Consider the following 17,586-nt stretch of genomic DNA (forward strand, 5'->3'; position numbering starts at 1 on the left):
ATGATATCCGGCGCCGGGGAGCGGGTGTCCCGCGCCCGCGCGGCGAATGCCACGTGCGGCGGCATTTATGCACAGCCCTCGAGTTGTGCACAGCCGCCACCGGTGCCGTGCACACCGCCACCCGCTCCCTATACCGTGGACGACGAACCACCTCCACGAAAGGATCGACGACGATGCCGCTGGCCACGGTGAACGGAATCTCGCTCAACTACCAGGTCAAGGGCGACCGCACCAGGGGCACCGATGTCAAGGGCGCGGGGCCGCTGGTCGTGCTGATCATGGGTACCGGCAGCCCCGGCCGGGTCTGGGAACTGCACCAGGTGCCCGCCCTCGTCGCCGCGGGCTACCGCGTCTGCACCTTCGACAACCGCGGCATCGCCCCGTCCTCCGAGTCCGCCACCGGCATCGCCATCGAGCAGATGGTCGCCGACACCGCCGGGCTGATCGAGCTGCTCGACGAGGGGCCCGCCCTGGTCGTCGGCACCTCCATGGGCGCGCGGGTCGCCCAGGAGCTGGCGCTGGCCCGGCCCGAGCTGGTGCGCAAGGCCGTGTTCATGGCCGGGCACGGCCGGCTGGACCAGTTCCAGAAGACGCTCTCGGCCGGCGAGCACGAACTCGACGCCAGCGGCGTCCGGCTGCCGCCCAAGTACGAGGCCGCGCTCACCGCCGTCATGAACCTCTCGCCCGCCACCATGGCCGATCGCAACGCCGCCCGCGACTGGCTCGACCTCTTCGAGTTCACCGGAGGCCCGGTCACCCCCGGTATCCGGGCACAGCGCAAGATGGACCACGATTTCGATCGGGTGCAGGCATACCGAGGCATCACCGTGCCGTGCCTCTCGGTCGGTTTCGCCGATGATCGGATGATCCCGCCCTACCTGTCCCGCGAGGTCGCCGACGTCATCCCGAACGCGCGCTACCAGGAGGTTCCGGACGCCGGGCACTACGGCTACCTGGAGCGGCCCGAAGCGGTGAACAAGATCCTGCTGGATTTCTTCGCCGCCTGAGGTAACGGCCCAGCCGTAACACCCGGCTTGCTAGGGTCGAAACAACGCTCGGGCTCAACGTGGTCGTGCCCGAGCCCGATCCCCGACCAACGCGCCAGTATCTCAGTGAGGTGAAATGAGCACCAACCCCTTCGATGACGAAGACGGCCGCTTCTTCGTTCTGGTCAACGACGAGGAACAGCACTCCCTGTGGCCGGCCTTCGCGGAGGTCCCGGCCGGATGGCGAGTGGTTTTCGGCGAGGACAGCCGCACCGCGTGCGTCGAGTACGTGGAGAAGAACTGGACCGACATGCGGCCCAAGAGCCTGCGTGACGCGATGGCCGCCGACGACGCGGCCCGCCAGGGCGCCCAGTCCTGACCCTCGTTCCGATACTGCGCCGGGACGATCGACCCCTCACCGGGTGGCACGAAACCCTCGTGCCACCCGGTGCGGTGCCGTATATGATGGCACCGCTTTCCGCCTCCTTAGCTCAGTGGTAGAGCACTCGCCTTGTAAGCGAAAGGTCGTCAGTTCAATCCTGACAGGGGGCTCTTCCCAGCGAGCGGCGGCTGCCCGATGCAGCCGTCCTACTCGAATTGCTCGAACGTCACCTCGTACCCGTCCGGGTCGAGGCCGGAGAAGATGCGGGCCCAGACGACGCTCTCCCGTTCATTGGTGATCGGCAACCCCTCCGCCTGCCACAGCTCGTAGGCCGCGTCCAGGTCGGGGACGGGGATGGCGAGGACGACGCCGAGGCCGCGGATGCCGGTGCGGACGAGTTGTTCGCGTTCGGTGTTGTCGTATCCGTGGCTGTCGAGCGCGGAGAGGATGAGCCAGGTGTTGCGGAAGGTGAGGTAGCGCAGGTCGGGTTGGTCGTCGCTGGGGATTTCGCGGAAGCCGAGGCGTAGGTAGAGGGCGGCGGAGCGATCCAGGTCGCGGACGCGGAGGCCGATCTTGAGCTGTTTGGCACCCATCACCGGAACGAGTCTGGCAGAAATCCTCAGCCGGTGATGATCGGGACCAGGTAGCGGCGGGCGAACTCGTCGAGCTCCGCTTCCGTCGAGAGATCGCGACTTCCGTGCGGGGCGAGGATCAGCGAATGCACGATGCGACAGACGATTTCGGCACGGGTGACGGGGTCGTCGGGGGAGACGATGAGCCCGCGGTCGGCGGCGCGCTGGAGGGCGGCGGCGGTGGCGGCGATGGACATGGCGAAGGTGGTGGCGCCCTCGAAGGTCAGCTTCAGGACCACGCGCTCGGGTTCCAGCGACAACATCCGCTGGGCGAGCGGATTGCTGCGCCAGCGGCCGATGACGGTGACGAAGATGTCGACGACCAGGTCGTCGATGGTGTCGTGGCGCTCGGCGATGGCGGCGATCTCCGCCAGGACCGTGCCGACCTCGCGGCTGACGACGGCCTGCACCAGGTCGTCGCGGGAGCCCATGCGGCGGTAGACGGTGACCCGGTCGACGCCGGCTTCCCTGGCGACATCCTCGATCGTCGTCTTCTTCACGCCGACGGCCTGGAAGCGGGTGAGCGCGGCATCCAGGATCCGCGTTTCGACGGTGTCGGAGACGGCGTTCTCGAGGGAGGCGGACACCCCTCGACGCTAGCAGAACCCAACGCCGGTGCAACATTTGTCGTTGAATTGTTGCCGCAACATTGAAATGTAGTTTGTTGCACTGTACGGTCGGCTCATGGCTGAAACAGAGGCGCACGCGATCGAGGCCCGCGATGTGCGGTTCGACTTCGATTCGGTGCCGCTGCACTACATTCCGGGTGAGGTCCTGGCCACCCACATCGTGAACGTCATGCACCTGGTGCTGCCGGAGGGGGAGCGGGCGATGGCGCAGGCGCTCAGCGAGGCGCTCCCGTCCATCCACGATCCGCGGCTGCGCGAGGAGGTGCAGGGGTTCGTGGGTCAGGAGACCACGCACGCCGATTCCCACGAGGCGGCGCGCAGGCACCTGCAGTCGCTCGGGCTGGACGTGGAGTCCTTCGTCGGCAGGATCGGCTGGCTCGTCGACCGGCTGCTCGGCGACCACGGGCTGGACGGGCGGGCCAAGGAGGAGTGGCTCAGGGAGCGCCTCGGGCTCTTCGCGGGGATGGAGCACTACACCGCGGTGATCGGGGAGTGGCTGCTGAACGCGGACGTGCTCGCCGAGAAGAACATGCACCCGGCCATGCTCGACCTCGTGCGCTGGCACGGGGCCGAGGAGGTCGAGCACCGGAGCGTGGTCTACGACGCCTACATGTACCTGGACGGCGGTTACGCGCGGAAGGCGCGCACGGCGGTGCTGGCGAGCGCGACGCTGCTGCCGCTCTTCATCATCTCGACGGCGTACCTGTACCGGAAGGATCCGTCGCCGGACAAGGGCCGGTTCTGGGGGTCGCAGTTCGTCGGCGCGACGCTGCGCGGGGTGGTGCCGAGCTGGACCGTCTTCTTCTCCGAGCTGCCCCGCTACCTGCGCCCGGGCTTCCACCCCTCGCAGCTGGGGCCGATGGACAAGGCGCTGCGCTACCTGGCGCACTCACCCGCGGCCAGGGCGCACTCGTGACAGCCCCCGGCGCGCTGCGGCTGCTCGGCACCGCGATGGACCTCTACAAGCAGGTGTTCGTCGCGGGGGCGGTGGCACCGCTGCTCTCCAGCCCGCAGCCGGTGCGGAACAGCGGCTTCGACCGGGACGTGGTGGTCGAGGCGGTGGAGCAGGTCGCGCTGGACGTCGTCGCGCTGACGCTGCGCGCGCCGGACGGCGGCGTGCTCCCGGTCTGGCGGCCCGGCGCGCACCTGGAGCTGTTCCTGCCCTCGGGCAGGCAGCGCCGCTACTCGCTCTGCGGCAATCCGCGCGACCGCTTCCGCTACCGGATCGCGGTGCGGCTCATCCCGGACGGTGACGGCGGCTCGCGCGAGGTGCACGAGCGGCTGCGGGCCGGCTCGGTGCTGCGGATTCGCGGGCCGCGCAATGCCTTCGGGTTCGTCGAGGCGCCGTCCTACCTGTTCATCGCGGGTGGTATCGGGATCACGCCGATCTTGCCGATGGTGCGGGCGGCCGGTGCCCGCGGGCGGCTGGTCTACCTGGGCAGCAGCCGGGACCGGATGCCGTTCCTGGCGGAGCTGACCGGCGCCGAGGTGCGCCCGGACGACGAGTTCGGCCCGCCGGACCTCGCCGAGCTGCTCGGCGAGGCCGAGCCGGGCGCGGCGGTCTACGTCTGCGGCCCACCCGGCATGCTCACCGCCGCGCAACGGCTGGCCTTCGACAGCAACCCCACCGGGTCGCTGCACGTGGAGCGCTTCGCGCCCGCGCCGGTCGATGGCGGCCGGGAATTCGACCTCACGCTGGCGCGCACCGGCCGCACGGTCCGGGTCGGCGCCACCGAGACCGCGCTGGCCGCGATCCAGCGGGTGGACCCGCGGGTGCCCTACTCGTGCAGGCAGGGCTTCTGCGGCAGCTGCGAGACCAGGGTGCTCTCCGGCGCGGTCGAGCACCGCGACCGGGTGCCAGCCGCGCTGGCCAGGCCGGACCGAATCCGCCCGTGCGTCTCCCGCGCGGCGGGTGACGCCCTCGTACTCGACCGCTGAGAGGAAACCGATGGAACACAACCACGTGCTGATCGTCGGTGCCGGCTTCGGCGGCATCGGGCTGGCGATCAAGCTGCGCGAGGCGGGCTTCGACGACCTCGCGGTGCTGGAGCGCGCCGACGAGCTGGGCGGCACCTGGCAGGCCAACACCTACCCGGGCGCCGCCTGCGACGTGCCATCGCACCTGTACAGCTACTCGTTCGCGCCGAACCCGGACTGGTCGCGCACCTACGGCAGGCAGCCGGAGATCCTGGCCTACCTGCGCCGGGTCGCCGAGCGGCACGATGTGCTGCGGCACATCGAATTCCGCACCGAACTCGAGGACGCGCGCTGGGACGAGGAGGCCGCGCTCTGGCGGGTCGAGACCTCGCGCGGGCAGCGCACGGCCGACTTCCTGATCTCGGCGGCAGGCGTCTTCGCCGAGGCCAAGTACCCGAACCTGCCCGGACTGGAGACCTTCGAGGGCACCGCCTTCCACTCGCTGCACTGGGATCACGATCACGACCTCACCGGCGAGCGGGTCGCGGTGATCGGCACCGGCGCCTCCGCGGTGCAGTTCGTGCCGGAGATCCAGCCGAAGGTCGCGAAGCTGACGGTCTTCCAGCGCTCGGCGCCGTGGATCGTGCCGCGGATGGACCGGGCGACGCTCGGCGCGGAGCGGCTGCTGCTGCGCCGGGTGCCGCTGCTGCGCCGGGCGATCCGCGCGGGCTGGTACACCGCCATCGAGGGGTTCGGGCTGGTCTCGCTGGTGGACAAGCGGTTCCGGCACCTCTACGAGGCGCTCGGGCGGTTCCAGCTGCGCAGGCAGATCGCCGATCCCGCGCTACGCGCCCTCGTCACCCCGGACTACATGATCGGCTGCAAGCGCGCCATCTTCTCCGACGCCTACTTCCCGGCGCTCACCGCGCCGAACGTCGACGTGGTGACCACCGGCATCGCCGAGGTGCGGGCGCGCTCGATCGTGCTGCGGGACGGCACCGAGCGGCCGATCGACACCATCGTCTACGGCACCGGCTTCACCCCGACCCCCAGCGTGTACAGCAGGTACATCGGCCGGGACGGGCGCAGCATCGCCGAACTCTACCTGGACGAGCCGCAGAGCTACCTCGGTATCGCGGTGGCCGGGTTCCCGAACTTCTTCAGCACGCTCGGCCCGTTCGGGGCGGCGGGCAACCAGTCCGCCATCTTCATGATCGAGTCGCAGATCGGCTACATCGTCGACGCGCTGCGCACCGCGCAGCGGGCGGGCGCGCGGCGGGTGGAGCTGCGGCCCGAGGTGCAGACCGAGTTCCTGGCGGAGATGCGCCGCCGCAGCGCCGACACGGTCTGGCTGACCGGCGGCTGCGACAGCTACTACACCACCGCGGACGGCGCCAACTCCGGGCTCTACCCGAACTGGAGCTTCGAATACCGCCGCCGCACCAGCCGTTTCGACATCGACTCCTACGAGGTGAGCGCATGATCCGCGGACTGTTCCGGGTCACCGAGCCCGACCACCGGGTTCGCGGGCAGGTCGTCCTGATCACCGGGGCGGCGCAGGGCATCGGCCGGGAGCTGGCCACGGTGCTGCACCGGCGCGGCGCGGTCGTCGCGCTGGTCGACGTGGACGAGGTGGGTGCACAAGCGGCGGCCGCGGCGCTCGGCAGCAGGGCCGCCGCCTTCGGCGCCGACGTCACCGACCGGGCGGCCATGGCCGCCGTGGTCGAGCGGGTGCTGGAGCGGTTCGGCGGGCTGGACGTGGTGGTCGCCAACGCGGGCATCGTGCCGAAGCCCGCCACGCTGCGCACCATGGACCCCGCCGTCTTCGACACCGTGCTCGGGGTGAACCTGACCGGCGCGTTCAACACCGTCAAGCCCGCGCTGGACGCCATCGTGGCGAGCCGGGGACACGTGGTCGTTGTCTCGTCCTGCGCGGCCTTCGCGCCCGGCATGGCCGGTTCGCCGTACATGATCAGCAAGGCCGCGGTTGAGCAGCTGGGCCGGGCGCTGCGGGTGGAGCTGGCCGCGCACGGCGCCACCGCCGGGGTCGCCTACTTCGGCATCGTCGACACCGCCATGACGCACGAGACGCTGGACAACGACGACCTCGGCCGCCGGGTGGAGGCGCTGCTGCCCTGGCCGCTGAACGTCAGGATCAGCGGTGCCGAGGCCGCGCGGGTGATCGCGGACGGCATCGAGCGGCGGGCGCCGCGCACCGTCGCGCCCGCGGGCTGGGAACCGTACGCGCTGCTGCGCGGGGCGATCAACGTCGCGCTGGACGCCCAATTGACCAGGGACCGCGGGCTGCACGCGCTGCTGCACGCGGTGGAGCAGCGGGTGCGCGGGTAGTCAGTCCGGGACGTTGTCGGAGAAGCCGAGGTCGCGCAGCGCGGACTTGATCTTCACCTGCGCCTCGTCCAGCGATTCGGCGCTCGGGTTCGGGTCGGCGCCGGAGATGTCGAAGTTGCCCATGTCGAAGGCCGGGAAGACGTGCACGTGCAGGTGCGGCACCTCCAGTCCGGCGATCAGCAGCCCGGCGCGCGGCGCGTCGAACGCCGCGCGCACGGCCTTGCCGACGGTCTGCGCGACGCCGCTGATCCGGGCGAAGACGTCGGCGTCGACGTCCTGCCACTGGTCGATCTCCTTGCGCGGCACCACGAGCACGTGGCCCTGGGTGACCGGCGCGATGGTCAGGAACCCGACGAACTCGTCGTCTTCCCAGACGAAGCGCCCGGGCAGGTCACCGGCGATGATCGCGCTGAATACGGAAGCCATGCCCGGCAGCGTAGTCAGACGCCGACGAAGTGCGACAGGACGCCCTGCACCTCGTAGATGTCGACCTGCCGGTTGAACTTCTTCTGCAGCGGCTCGGCCGCGCCGGAGATCCAGATGACCAGCTCGGCGTCGAGGTCGAAGGTGCCCGCGGTCTCCACCGCGAAGTGCGTGATCGAGCGGTACGGCACGCTGTGGTAGCTCACCTTGCGCCCGGAGAGCCCCTGTTTGTCGACCAGGATCAGCCTGCGGTTGGTGAAGAGCATGGCGTCGCGCACCAGGATGTAGGCCGAGTAGATCTGCTCTCCGTTGCCGAGCAGCCGCCCGTACTCCTGCTGCGCCCGTGCGGGATCCACGCTGCCCGCGTTGCCCATGATTCCGTCGATGAAGCCCATCGGATCTCCCCGTCCCGGTCCAGCGGCGGCGCGGTGGCGCCCCCTCTCCACTATGCCTGCGAGCAGGACACCTTCGTCCTCTACTCTGTTGCGCGTGCGCGCACTCGTCATCGGTTCCGGAGCCCGTGAACACGCCCTCGTCCTCGCCCTGCGCAGGGACCCGGCGGTGACGGCGGTCGTCGTCGCGCCGGGCAACGCGGGCATCGCCCAGCACGCCGAGCTGCGGCCGGTCGACCCGTCGTCCGGGGAGGCGGTGGCGGCGCTGGCCCGCGAGATCGACGCCGACCTGGTGGTGATCGGCCCCGAGGTGCCGCTGGTGCTCGGCGTCGCCGACGCGGTGCGGGCGGCCGGGATCGCCTGCTTCGGCCCGTCGGCCTCGGCCGCGCGGATCGAGGGGTCCAAGGCGTTCGCCAAGGACGTCATGGCCGCCGCGGGGGTGCGCACCGCGCACAGCGAGATCGTGGACACCCCCGCCGACCTGGACGCCGCGCTGGACCGCTTCGGCCCCACCTGGGTGGTCAAGGACGACGGGCTGGCCGCGGGCAAGGGCGTCGTGGTGACGCCGGACCGCTCGGCCGCCCGCGACCACGGCGCCGAGCTGCTGGAGCAGGGGCACCCGGTGCTGCTGGAGTCGTTCCTGGACGGGCCGGAGGTGTCGCTGTTCTGCCTGGTCGACGGGGAGACGGTGGTGCCGCTGCTGCCCGCGCAGGACCACAAGCGGGTCGGCGACGGCGACAGCGGCCCGAACACCGGAGGCATGGGCGCCTACACGCCGCTGCCCTGGTTGCCCGCCGGCGCGGTCGAGGAGATCGTGCGTGACGTGGTCGCGCCGGTCGCGGCCGAGCTGGTGCGCAGGGACGCGGCCTTCTCCGGGCTGCTCTACGCCGGGCTCGCCATGGGCGCGGCCGGGCCCGCCGTCGTCGAATTCAACTGCCGCTTCGGCGATCCGGAGACCCAGGCGGTGCTCGCGCTGCTGGAGAGCCCGCTCGGCGAGCTGCTGCACGCCACCGCCACCGGGCGGCTCGCGGAGCTGCCCGCGCCGCGCTGGGCCGACGGCGCCGCGGTGACCGTCGTGCTCGCCGCCGAGAACTACCCCGCGCACCCCCGGCTCGGCGACGTCGTCGCCGGGGCGGGCGAGACCGGCCCGGACGAGGCGACCGTGCTGCACGCCGGGACCGCGCTGCGCGACGGTGCGCTGGTCTCGGCGGGCGGCCGGGTGCTGAGCGTGGTCGGCACCGGCGCCGACCTGGCCGCCGCGCGGGAGCAGGCGTACGCGCGGATCAGCTCGATCAAGCTGCCGGGCAGCCACTACCGCACCGATATCGGGCTCGGCGCGGTGCAGAACCGGATCGCGCTCAGTTCAAGCTGAGGCCGCGGAGCGCGAACCAGCGCTGCGGGTCGACGTGCTGGCCGCCCTCGATCACCTCGAAGTGCAGGTGCGGGCCGGTGGAGTCGCCGCGGTTGCCGATGCGGGCGATCTGCATGCCCGCGGGCACCCGCTCGCCGACCGAGACGAAGAAGTCGTACATGTGGCCGTAGACGGAGATGGTGCCGTCGTCGTGCCTGATCCGCACCCACAGGCCGAAGCCCTGGGCCGGGCCCGCGTCGACGACGGTGCCGTTGGCGACCGCGTAGATCGGTGAGCCGATCGGGCCGGCGATGTCGATGCCCTGGTGCATGGTGCCCCAGCGGGAGCCGAAACCACTGGTGAACAGGCCGCGGGCGGGGAGGACTAGGCCGCCGGGGCCGGGGATCACCGAGCCGGGCGTGCTGCCGGGGACCGGGGCGATGCCGGTGGTGAGCCAGGGGACCGGTTCGCCCGCGGCGGCCGCGGCGGCCTCGGCGCGGGCGCGCTCCAGGGTGGCGCGGGCGGCTGCGGCCACGACGGCCTGCTCGCGCAGGCGTTCGCCGTTGGCGACGGCGTCGAGGAGGCGGCGGATCGACGGGGTCGAGGTCTGGACCTGCGGGGGGTAGGGGAAGGCGACGCGCTGGGCTTCGCCGGGGGCGAGGGGGCGGTTCACGATGGCGCCGTTGTTCGCGGTGTCGCCCGCGGCGAGGACGAGGAGCACCAGCAGACCCGCGATGAGGTAGCGGTGATCCTTGGCTCGGGTGAGCAGTTCGTCGCGGGTGGGGCGGCGCTGCCAGAGTTCGCGGGGGGTCGGGGCCTCGCGGAGGGTGGCGGCGGCGTCGTGCCGCAGGGTTTCCAGGGTGGACCAGCCGGCCCAGATGCCGGGGTCACGGGCGCGGAGCCCGGCGGGGCGGGTTGCCGTCGCAGGCACGCGCTCGGTGTCCGCCGCGGAATGGTTGCGCTCGGCGTCGTCGCCCTCGCCCGCGTTGGAGTCGCCCCCGCCCGCGTTGGAGTCGTGCGCGCCCGCACTGATCTCGTCGCGTTCGCCCGCGACGGACTCGCCGATCTCCGTCGCATCGTCGGCACTCGCGCTCGAGTTCGAATGCGGCTCGTCCGCGCTGGAGTCACGGGGGACGGCGCCCGGCGCCTCGCCGTTCTCCGCCGGACCCCCGGCCCCGTTCTCCGCCGGCTCCGGCGCAGCCGACTTCCCCCGCCGCCACCGGTTCCGCCAGTCCGGCGGGACGATCACGGTGCCCCCGGTGGCCCCGGCGCGGTCGAGGCGGGGGCGGCGCGCCTCATCGTCCATTGCGCCGACCATAACCCCGGCTACCCGCGGACGGGTGCTCTACCGTCGGACGGGTGTCCATGCAATCGCGCCGGTCGACCATCCCCCCTTTTTACGTCATGGACGTCTGGAAGGCCGCAGCCGCGCGCGCCCGCAGCCACGGTGACGTGCTGGTACTCGCCGCGGGGCAGCCCTCGACCCCCGCCCCGGCGCCGGTGCTGCGCGCCACCGGAGCGGCCCTCGGCACCGAGCTGCTCGGCTACACCGAGACCTTCGGCATCCTGCCGCTGCGCGAAGCCGTCGCCGAGCACCACACCGCCACCTACGGCTACCCTGTCGACCCGGACGACGTCGTGGTGACCACCGGCTCCTCCGGCGCCTTCACCCTGCTCTTCCTGGCCGCCTTCGACCCGGGCGACACGGTGGTGGTGGCCCGCCCCGGCTACCCCGCCTACCGCAACACCCTCACCGCGCTCGGCTGCCGGGTGCTCGAGCTCGACTGCGGCGAGCAGACCAGGTTCCAGCCGACGGTCGCCATGCTGGCGGCGCTGCCCGAGCCACCGGCCGGGCTGGTGGTCGCCAGCCCGGCCAACCCAACCGGAACCATGATCGACCCGGCCGAGCTGGCCGCGCTGGCCCGCTGGTGCGAGGCGAACGGCACCCTGCTGATCTCGGACGAGATCTACCACGGCATCACCTACTCCGACAGCATCGGCGGCACCTCGTCGGCCTGGGAGACCTCCAGGGAAGCGGTGGTGATCGGCTCGGTGTCGAAGTACTTCTCGATGACCGGCTGGCGGCTCGGCTGGATGCTCGCCCCCGCCGGGCTGCGCCCCGCGCTGCAGCGGCTGGCCTCGAACATGACGGTCTGCCCGCCCGCGATCTCGCAGTACGCGGCGGTGCACGCCTTCGGCACGGAGGCGAAGCAGGAGCTCGACGGCCACGTGCGGCGCTACGCCGTGAACCGGAGACTGCTGCTCGAGGGGTTGCCGAAGATCGGGATCACCGATCTGGCCCCGGCCGACGGCGCCTTCTACGCCTACGCCGACGTGGGGCACCACACCAGGGATTCGCTGGCCTGGTGCGCGGAGGTGCTCGCGCACACCGGCGTCGCGCTGGCGCCCGGACTCGATTTCGACACCGCGCGCGGGCACCGCACGGTTCGCTTCTCGTTTGCCGGGGCCACAGCCGACATCGAGGCGGCGCTGGCCCGGCTCGGCCCCTACCTGACGCGCTGAAACATCGTGTCTCAGTGGCTTTGTCCGAAGTAGCTGACTGGCAACAACTTTGCGCGGTACGGCACCGAAGGCGGCTCGAGTGGGTAAAAATCGGGTAACTGTGTTCTTCCTCTTTCGATTTCGCACGGATGTATTGATGACGACTGGCACGATGGCACGGTGATAATCGCGACGACCCCGAAAGGCGAACGGCGTCGCCAGGCTCTGGTTGCAGCCGCCGCAGACCTCCTGCTCGAAGGCGGTTTCGAGGCGGTGCGGCACCGATCGGTCGCAACCCGCGCCGACCTGCCACTGGCATCGACGACGTATTACTTCGAATCCCTCGAAGATCTGATCGCGCGCGCGGTCGAGTTCGCGGGCAACGCCGAAGTCGACGGCATGCGCAGGCGGGTCGGCGAGGTGAGCCACCGCCGCCGCGGCGCCGAGGCGACCGTCGACCTGGTGCTGGACCTGCTGATCGGCCCGGAGGGCACCGACGACGGCGCGCGCGGCAGGCTGATCGCCCGCTACGAGCGCTCGGTCGCCTCCGCCAGGCACCCCGAGCTACGCGGCGTCCAGCTCCGACTACGCCAGCAACTCGACGAGCTGCTCGCCGACGTGCTGCGCCGCTCCGACCGGGTGGTCAGGCAGGAGCAGCTGCGCAGGCTGGTCGCGGTGGTGGACGGCGCCGTGGTCGCCGCGCTCGGCGAGATGAACCCGGAGCCGCGCCGGGCGGCGCGCGGCGCCCTGCTCGAGGTGATCGACATCGTCGCCCCGCCGACGTCCCAGCAGCCCGATCGGCCGCGGTCACTAGACTGACCGGACGTGACCACTGCCGAGACCGCCCCCGCACCCGAGAACACCGCGCCCGGCCGGGTGCCCAACGTGCTCGCGACCCGCTACGCCGGGCCCGAGCTGGTGCGGCTGTGGTCGCCGGAGAACAAGATCGTGCTGGAGCGCAGGCTGTGGCTCGAGGTGCTGCGCGCGCAGTCCGAGCTCGGCGTCGACGTGCCCGCCGAGGTGGTCGCCGACTACGAGCGGGTCATCGATCAGGTCGACCTCGGCTCGATCGCCGCCCGCGAGCGCGTCACCAGGCACGACGTCAAGGCCAGGATCGAGGAGTTCAACGCCCTGGCCGGCCACGAGCACGTGCACAAGGGCATGACCAGCCGCGACCTCACCGAGAACGTGGAGCAGCTGCAGATCCGGCTCTCGCTGGAGCACGTGCACACGCACGGCGTCGCGGTCGCGGCCAGGCTGGCCGAGCGCGCCGCCGAGTACCGCGCCCTCGTCATGGCCGGGCGCTCGCACAATGTCGCCGCGCAGGCCACCACGCTCGGCAAGCGCTTCGCCTCGGCCGCCGACGAGCTGCTGATCGCGCTCACCCGGCTGCGTGAGCTCATCGACCGCTACCCGCTGCGCGGGATCAAGGGCCCGATGGGCACCGCGCAGGACATGCTCGACCTGCTCGGCGGCGACCCGGAGAAGCTGGCCCGGCTGGAGCGCCAGGTCGCCACGCACCTCGGCTTCGCCACCGTGCTGACCAGCGTCGGCCAGGTGTACCCGCGCTCGCTCGACCACGACGTGCTCTCCGCGCTGGTGCAGGTGGGCGCCGGGCCGTCGTCGTTCGCGCACACCGTGCGGCTGATGGCCGGGCACGAGCTGGTCACCGAGGGTTTCCAGCCCGGGCAGGTGGGCAGCTCGGCCATGCCGCACAAGATGAACACCCGCTCCTGTGAGCGGGTGAACGGCCTGCAGGTGGTGCTGCGTGGGTACGCCTCGATGGCCGCCGAGCTGGCGGGGGCGCAGTGGAACGAGGGCGACGTCTTCTGCTCGGTGGTGCGCCGGGTCGCGCTGCCGGACGCCTTCTTCGCCATCGACGGCATGATGGAGACCTTCCTGACCGTGCTCGCCGAGTTCGGCGCCTACCCGGCGGTGGTCGCCAGGGAACTCGACCGCTACCTGCCGTTCCTCGCCACCACCCGGATCCTGATGGCGGCGGTGCGCGCCGGGGTCGGGCGGGAGACCGCGCACGAGGCCATCAAGGAGCACGCGGTCGCGGTGGCGCTGGCCATGCGCGAGCAGGGGCGCGAGCCCGACCTGCTGGACCGGCTGGCCGCCGACGACCGGCTGCCGCTGGACCGCGCCGCGCTGGACGCCGCGCTCGCCGACAAGTCGGCCTTCGTCGGCGCCGCCGAGGCGCAGACCGGTGCGGTCGTCGCGGCGGTCGAGGAGCTGGTCGCGCGCTACCCGGACGCGGCCCGCTACACCCCCGCGCCGATCCTCTGAGCACGCCGTGAACCCGTACACGATCTTCGCCGACATCATCGCCGGGCGCGCCCCGGCCAGCGTGGTGTACGACGACCCCGACGTGCTCGCCTTCCTCGACATCCGCCCGGTCACCCCCGGCCACCTGCTGGTGGTGCCGAAGGTGGTCGCGCGCAACCTCGCCGAGCTAGATCCGGCGCTCGGCGGGAAACTGTTCCAGGTGGGGCAGCGGCTGGCGGCGGCGCTGCGGAGCAGCGAGGTCGGCTGCGACGGGGTCAACTTCTTCCTGGCCGACGGGGTGACCGCTGGCCAGGAGGTGTTCCACGTGCACCTGCACGTCATCCCGCGCACACCGGGCGACGGGTTCGGGCTGCGCGCGCGGGCGACCAGCCCGCCGCGCGCCGACCTGGACTACCTCGCCGGTTCCATCCGCGGGGCGCTCACCCGCGGGTAGCTCAGCGCGGCCTGCGGAAGACCCGGAGCACCGCGATCACCACCAGCGTGACGGCGAGCAGCGCGGCGCCGAGGATCACCGGCCCGGCCGGGGCGCCGAGCACCTCCGCCTGCTCGGTGCGGGTGATCCGCTCCCGGTAATCGGCGTCGGAGTCGGCATCGGCGAAGGTGAAGTCGCCGGTGATGCGGGCCGGCTCGGCGATCGAGACGGCCAGTTCGGTGAGGTAGTCGGTGCCACCGGCGGTGAGCTCGCGGAGCAGCGGGTCGTCGGTCTCGTCCAGCCGCCCGGCGAACTCGACCTCGGTGAACTGGTGCGCGGCATCCGGGTCGGCGCGGCGCACCCGGTGCTCGCCGAGCACGTAGAGCCGCACCGACTGCGGCAGCGTCGCCGCCGACGACATGCGCATGGGGTAGACCGGGGCGGAGGCGTCGAAGGTGAGCCGCACCGGGTCGAGCGCGCCGTCGAGCCCGTCCGCGCCGGTGAGCCGGATGGCGACGAACGACCACCCCTCCGCCAGGTACGGCGCGAGCGTCTCGACCACCTCGGGTCGCATGCGATAGCCGTTGTCGCGCAACCAATTCCGCACGCCGTCGAGGCCGCCGCCCGCCAGCGTGGTCGCCTCGAGCGGGCCGAGCGTCACCTGCTTCAGCACGGTCGGGCCGGTGCCGGGGGCGGCGCCCGAGCTCAGCCCGTCGAACTCGCCGGAGCCGAAGAATTCCCGCTCGGTGACGATCTCGGGCGCGGTGCGGCGCTCCAGCTCGGTGAAGGTGTCCGCGGAGCCCGCGCTCACCGTGGCGGGGGCCGGGGTCGGGATGACGAGGGCGGCGCGGTCGCCGTCGGCGCGCAGCGCGAGCCGCATGAGGATGGTCTGCCGCGCGCCGTCCCAGTGCACCAGCGCCACTTCGTCGTTCACCGTGGCGATCTCGCCGGTGCCCGCGACGGCGCCGCAGGCACAGGCCGCCGCCGGGACGGCGGCGCCGCCGGTCAGCGCGGCCACCGCGAGGAGCAGGGCTGCCAGCACACCGGCCGGACGGGGGGGTGCGGCGAGAGGCATGGAGCGAGCCTAATCATGGCGGCTTCGCGACAGTAGGGTGGTGCGCATGTCTGTCGAGAGTGTGCCGCCCCCCGTCGCGAAGACCGTGCCGACCGAGCGCGTGCAGCACGGCGATGTCGTGATCGACGAGTACGAGTGGCTCCGCGACAAGGACGACCCCGAGGTGATCGCCCACCTGGAGGCGGAGAACGCCTACACCGAGGCGAACACCGCGCACCTGGCCGAGCTGCGCACCGCCGTCTTCGAGGAGATCAAGGGCCGCACCCAGGAGACCGACCTCTCGGTCCCGACCCGGCTCGGGCAGTACTGGTACTACTCGCGCAGCTTCGAGGGCAAGCAGTACGGCGTGCACTGCCGCTGCCCGGTCGACCCGGCCGCCGCCGGGCTGGACGCCTGGACTCCGCCGGAGCTGGAGGTCGGCGCCGAGATTCCGGGCGAGCAGGTGCTGCTGGACAGCAACGTGCTGGCCGAGGGGCACGACTTCTTCGCGCTCGGCGCCTTCTCGGTGAGCAACGACGGCACCCTGCTCGCCTACTCCACCGACACCGTGGGCGACGAGCGCTACCTGCTGCGCTTCCTCGACCTGCGCACCGGCGAGCAGCTCGGCGACGAGATCCCCGGCACCGCGCCCGGCGCCACCTGGTCGCTGGACGGCACGCACATCTTCTACCAGACCGTGGACGACTCCTGGCGCCCCGACACCGTCTGGCGGCACCGGCTCGGCACCGCCGCCGCGGACGACGTCAAGGTGTTCCACGAGCCGGACGAGCGGTACTGGGTGAGCATCGGCACCACCCGCTCGGAGAAGTACCTGCTGATCTGGGTCGCCTCCAAGATCACCAGCGAGGGCTGGATGCTGGAGTCGGCCGACCCGGAGGGCGAGTTCCGGGTGATCCTGCCGCGCCGCGAGGGTGTCGAGTACGGCGTCGAGCACGCGGTGGTCGCGGGCGAGGACCGGTTCCTGGTCCTGCACAACGACGTGGTCGACGGGGTGAAGGCGGAGAACTTCGTGCTCGCCGAGGCGCCGGTCAGCGACCCCTCCGCGCTCACCCTGCTCATCGAGCACCGTGACGACGTCCGGCTGGAGGACGTCGACGCCTTCGCCGGCCACCTGGTGCTCGGCTACCGCCGCGAGGCGCTGAGCAGGCTCGCGGTCTGGCCGCTCACCCCCGACGGCTACGGCGAGCGCCGCGAACTCGAGTTCGACCTGCCGCTCTTCGCCGTCGGGCTCGGCGCCAACCCGGAGTGGGAGCAGCCGACGCTGCGCATCGGGCTCACCTCGTTCACCACCCCGACCCAGGTCTTCGACTACGCCCCCGACACCGGCGAGTTGCTGCTGCGCAAGGAGCAGCCGGTGCTCGGCGGGTACGACCCGGCGCGCTACGAGCAGCGCCGGGACTGGGCGGTCGCCGATGACGGAACCCGCATCCCGATCTCGCTGGTCTGGCGCAGGGACGCGGTGCAGCCGGGCACCGCGGCGCCGCTGCTGCTCTACGGCTACGGCTCCTACGAGGCCAGCATCGACCCCGGCTTCTCGGTCTCCCGGCTCTCGCTGCTCGACCGCGGCATGATCTTCGCGGTGGCGCACGTGCGCGGCGGCGGCGAGATGGGCCGGCTCTGGTACGAGAACGGCAAGACGTTGCGCAAGAAGAACACCTTCACCGACTTCGTCGCCGCGGCCCGCCACCTCATCGACACCGGCCGCACCAGCGCGGACCGGCTTGTCGCCGACGGCGGCAGCGCGGGCGGGCTGCTGGTCGGCGCGGTCGCCAACCTCGCGCCCGAACTCTTCGCGGGCATCCTCGCCAACGTGCCCTTCGTCGACCCGCTGACCTCGATCCTGGACCCCTCGCTCCCGCTCACGGTGATCGAGTGGGACGAGTGGGGCAACCCGCTCGCCGACCCCGAGGTCTACGCGTACATGAAGTCCTACTCGCCGTACGAGAACGTCGAGGCCAAGAACTACCCGGCGATCCTCGCCATCACCAGCCTGAACGACACCCGCGTGCTCTACGTGGAGCCGGCCAAGTGGGTCGCGCGGCTGCGCGCGGTCGCGACCGGCGACGCCCCGCTGCTGCTCAAGACCGAGATGAGCGCTGGGCACGGCGGGGTCAGCGGGCGCTACGAGAAGTGGAAGGAAGTCGCCTTCGAGTACGCCTGGGTGCTGGACACCGTCGGGCTGGGCAAGGTGGCGCCGTCATAGCGGAGCGCACCGGTATGTGACCGGTGTTGGTTTCGGCGTCATCC

Annotated in this window: 18 protein-coding genes and 1 tRNA gene; 13 read left to right on the forward strand and 6 right to left on the reverse strand. The window is 71.8% G+C overall.

What is annotated here, in order from left to right; genetic code table 11:
• Nucleotides 1-173 precede the first annotated feature (173 nt).
• From ACFO0B_RS20165 to ACFO0B_RS20175, 3 genes are all read left to right on the forward strand, one after another.
• The gene (locus ACFO0B_RS20165; protein ID WP_378614074.1) at nt 174-1,007 is read left to right on the forward strand and encodes an alpha/beta fold hydrolase; all 834 of its coding nucleotides are present in this window, start codon (nt 174-176) and stop codon (nt 1,005-1,007) included.
• Nucleotides 1,008-1,122: 115 nt separating this feature from the next.
• Nucleotides 1,123-1,365, forward strand: a complete 243-nt coding sequence (locus ACFO0B_RS20170; protein ID WP_233015787.1) for an MbtH family protein — start codon at nt 1,123-1,125, stop codon at nt 1,363-1,365.
• A gap of 101 nt (nt 1,366-1,466) precedes the next feature.
• Nucleotides 1,467-1,538, forward strand: a tRNA-Thr gene (locus ACFO0B_RS20175).
• 36 nt (nt 1,539-1,574) lie between these two features.
• On the opposite strand, the gene ACFO0B_RS20180 is transcribed toward ACFO0B_RS20175, so the two are convergent.
• On the reverse strand, nt 1,575-1,961 hold the full coding sequence (locus tag ACFO0B_RS20180) for a VOC family protein (protein ID WP_378614075.1): 387 nt from the start codon (nt 1,959-1,961) through the stop codon (nt 1,575-1,577).
• Nucleotides 1,962-1,987: 26 nt separating this feature from the next.
• Nucleotides 1,988-2,587, reverse strand: coding sequence for a TetR/AcrR family transcriptional regulator (locus ACFO0B_RS20185; RefSeq protein ID WP_378614076.1), 600 nt, complete (start codon nt 2,585-2,587; stop codon nt 1,988-1,990).
• A 97-nt stretch (nt 2,588-2,684) separates the two neighbouring features.
• On the opposite strand from ACFO0B_RS20185, the gene ACFO0B_RS20190 reads away from it, so the two are divergent.
• From ACFO0B_RS20190 to ACFO0B_RS20205, 4 genes are read left to right on the forward strand one after another with little or no spacing between them, the layout of a single operon-like run.
• On the forward strand, nt 2,685-3,545 hold the full coding sequence (locus tag ACFO0B_RS20190) for a metal-dependent hydrolase (RefSeq protein WP_378614077.1): 861 nt from the start codon (nt 2,685-2,687) through the stop codon (nt 3,543-3,545).
• A 35-nt stretch (nt 3,546-3,580) separates the two neighbouring features.
• A complete protein-coding gene (locus tag ACFO0B_RS20195; protein WP_378614566.1) occupies nt 3,581-4,567 on the forward strand; it encodes a PDR/VanB family oxidoreductase in 987 nt (328 codons plus the stop codon).
• Nucleotides 4,568-4,577: 10 nt separating this feature from the next.
• Nucleotides 4,578-6,029 (forward strand): flavin-containing monooxygenase, encoded by a 1,452-nt coding sequence (locus tag ACFO0B_RS20200; RefSeq protein ID WP_378614078.1) that lies wholly within the window; start codon nt 4,578-4,580, stop codon nt 6,027-6,029.
• On the forward strand, nt 6,026-6,895 hold the full coding sequence (locus ACFO0B_RS20205; RefSeq protein ID WP_378614079.1) for a short-chain dehydrogenase/reductase: 870 nt from the start codon (nt 6,026-6,028) through the stop codon (nt 6,893-6,895). The genes ACFO0B_RS20200 and ACFO0B_RS20205 overlap by 4 nt, the downstream gene beginning before the upstream one ends.
• Here the strand turns inward: ACFO0B_RS20205 and ACFO0B_RS20210 are convergent, their stop codons facing one another.
• Complete coding sequence (locus ACFO0B_RS20210) at nt 6,896-7,321, reverse strand: HIT family protein (RefSeq protein ID WP_378614080.1); 426 nt, start codon at nt 7,319-7,321, stop codon at nt 6,896-6,898. It lies immediately after the preceding gene.
• Nucleotides 7,322-7,335: 14 nt separating this feature from the next.
• Nucleotides 7,336-7,713 (reverse strand): PH domain-containing protein, encoded by a 378-nt coding sequence (locus ACFO0B_RS20215; protein ID WP_378614081.1) that lies wholly within the window; start codon nt 7,711-7,713, stop codon nt 7,336-7,338.
• A gap of 94 nt (nt 7,714-7,807) precedes the next feature.
• Between ACFO0B_RS20215 and purD the strand changes: the two genes are divergently transcribed.
• Nucleotides 7,808-9,082, forward strand: coding sequence for a phosphoribosylamine--glycine ligase (gene purD / locus ACFO0B_RS20220; protein ID WP_378614082.1), 1,275 nt, complete (start codon nt 7,808-7,810; stop codon nt 9,080-9,082).
• Here the strand turns inward: purD and ACFO0B_RS20225 are convergent.
• Nucleotides 9,069-9,941, reverse strand: coding sequence for a M23 family metallopeptidase (locus ACFO0B_RS20225; protein WP_378614567.1), 873 nt, complete (start codon nt 9,939-9,941; stop codon nt 9,069-9,071). The two genes, purD and ACFO0B_RS20225, sit on opposite strands and share 14 nt — an antisense overlap.
• Before the next feature lie 479 nt (nt 9,942-10,420).
• Here ACFO0B_RS20225 and ACFO0B_RS20230 point away from each other — a divergent pair, with 479 nt between their 5' ends.
• The 4 genes from ACFO0B_RS20230 (at nt 10,421) to ACFO0B_RS20245 (ending at nt 14,285) form a co-directional block, all read left to right on the forward strand.
• Nucleotides 10,421-11,584: a pyridoxal phosphate-dependent aminotransferase gene (locus ACFO0B_RS20230; protein ID WP_378614083.1), complete on the forward strand. Its 1,164-nt coding sequence runs from the start codon at nt 10,421-10,423 to the stop codon at nt 11,582-11,584.
• Between the two features lie 159 nt (nt 11,585-11,743).
• On the forward strand, nt 11,744-12,382 hold the full coding sequence (locus tag ACFO0B_RS20235) for a TetR/AcrR family transcriptional regulator (RefSeq protein ID WP_378614084.1): 639 nt from the start codon (nt 11,744-11,746) through the stop codon (nt 12,380-12,382).
• Nucleotides 12,383-12,388: 6 nt separating this feature from the next.
• Nucleotides 12,389-13,852 carry an adenylosuccinate lyase gene (purB, locus tag ACFO0B_RS20240; RefSeq protein WP_378614085.1) on the forward strand — a complete coding sequence of 488 codons (1,464 nt, stop codon included), beginning with the start codon at nt 12,389-12,391 and terminating at the stop codon, nt 13,850-13,852.
• Between the two features lie 7 nt (nt 13,853-13,859).
• On the forward strand, nt 13,860-14,285 hold the full coding sequence (locus ACFO0B_RS20245; RefSeq protein ID WP_378614086.1) for an HIT family protein: 426 nt from the start codon (nt 13,860-13,862) through the stop codon (nt 14,283-14,285).
• A 1-nt stretch (nt 14,286) separates the two neighbouring features.
• Here the strand turns inward: ACFO0B_RS20245 and ACFO0B_RS20250 are convergent, their stop codons facing one another.
• On the reverse strand, nt 14,287-15,339 hold the full coding sequence (locus ACFO0B_RS20250; protein WP_378614087.1) for a DUF2330 domain-containing protein: 1,053 nt from the start codon (nt 15,337-15,339) through the stop codon (nt 14,287-14,289).
• 46 nt (nt 15,340-15,385) lie between these two features.
• Here ACFO0B_RS20250 and ACFO0B_RS20255 point away from each other — a divergent pair, with 46 nt between their 5' ends.
• Nucleotides 15,386-17,542: a S9 family peptidase gene (locus ACFO0B_RS20255; RefSeq protein WP_378614088.1), complete on the forward strand. Its 2,157-nt coding sequence runs from the start codon at nt 15,386-15,388 to the stop codon at nt 17,540-17,542.
• Nucleotides 17,543-17,586 lie beyond the last annotated feature (44 nt).

Source organism: Nocardia jiangsuensis, from assembly GCF_042650385.1.
Lineage (GTDB): Bacteria > Actinomycetota > Actinomycetes > Mycobacteriales > Mycobacteriaceae > Nocardia > Nocardia jiangsuensis.

Coding starts and splice junctions, on each gene's coding strand:
- ACFO0B_RS20165 (WP_378614074.1), top strand. CDS start 174: ATGCCGCTGGCCACGGTGAACGGAATCTCGCTCAACTACCAGGTCAAG.
- ACFO0B_RS20170 (WP_233015787.1), top strand. CDS start 1,123: ATGAGCACCAACCCCTTCGATGACGAAGACGGCCGCTTCTTCGTTCTG.
- ACFO0B_RS20180 (WP_378614075.1), bottom strand. CDS start 1,961: ATGGGTGCCAAACAGCTCAAGATCGGCCTCCGCGTCCGCGACCTGGAT.
- ACFO0B_RS20190 (WP_378614077.1), top strand. CDS start 2,685: ATGGCTGAAACAGAGGCGCACGCGATCGAGGCCCGCGATGTGCGGTTC.
- ACFO0B_RS20195 (WP_378614566.1), top strand. CDS start 3,581: ATGGACCTCTACAAGCAGGTGTTCGTCGCGGGGGCGGTGGCACCGCTG.
- ACFO0B_RS20200 (WP_378614078.1), top strand. CDS start 4,578: ATGGAACACAACCACGTGCTGATCGTCGGTGCCGGCTTCGGCGGCATC.
- ACFO0B_RS20205 (WP_378614079.1), top strand. CDS start 6,026: ATGATCCGCGGACTGTTCCGGGTCACCGAGCCCGACCACCGGGTTCGC.
- ACFO0B_RS20210 (WP_378614080.1), bottom strand. CDS start 7,321: ATGGCTTCCGTATTCAGCGCGATCATCGCCGGTGACCTGCCCGGGCGC.
- ACFO0B_RS20215 (WP_378614081.1), bottom strand. CDS start 7,713: ATGGGCTTCATCGACGGAATCATGGGCAACGCGGGCAGCGTGGATCCC.
- ACFO0B_RS20250 (WP_378614087.1), bottom strand. CDS start 15,339: ATGCCTCTCGCCGCACCCCCCCGTCCGGCCGGTGTGCTGGCAGCCCTG.
- ACFO0B_RS20255 (WP_378614088.1), top strand. CDS start 15,386: ATGTCTGTCGAGAGTGTGCCGCCCCCCGTCGCGAAGACCGTGCCGACC.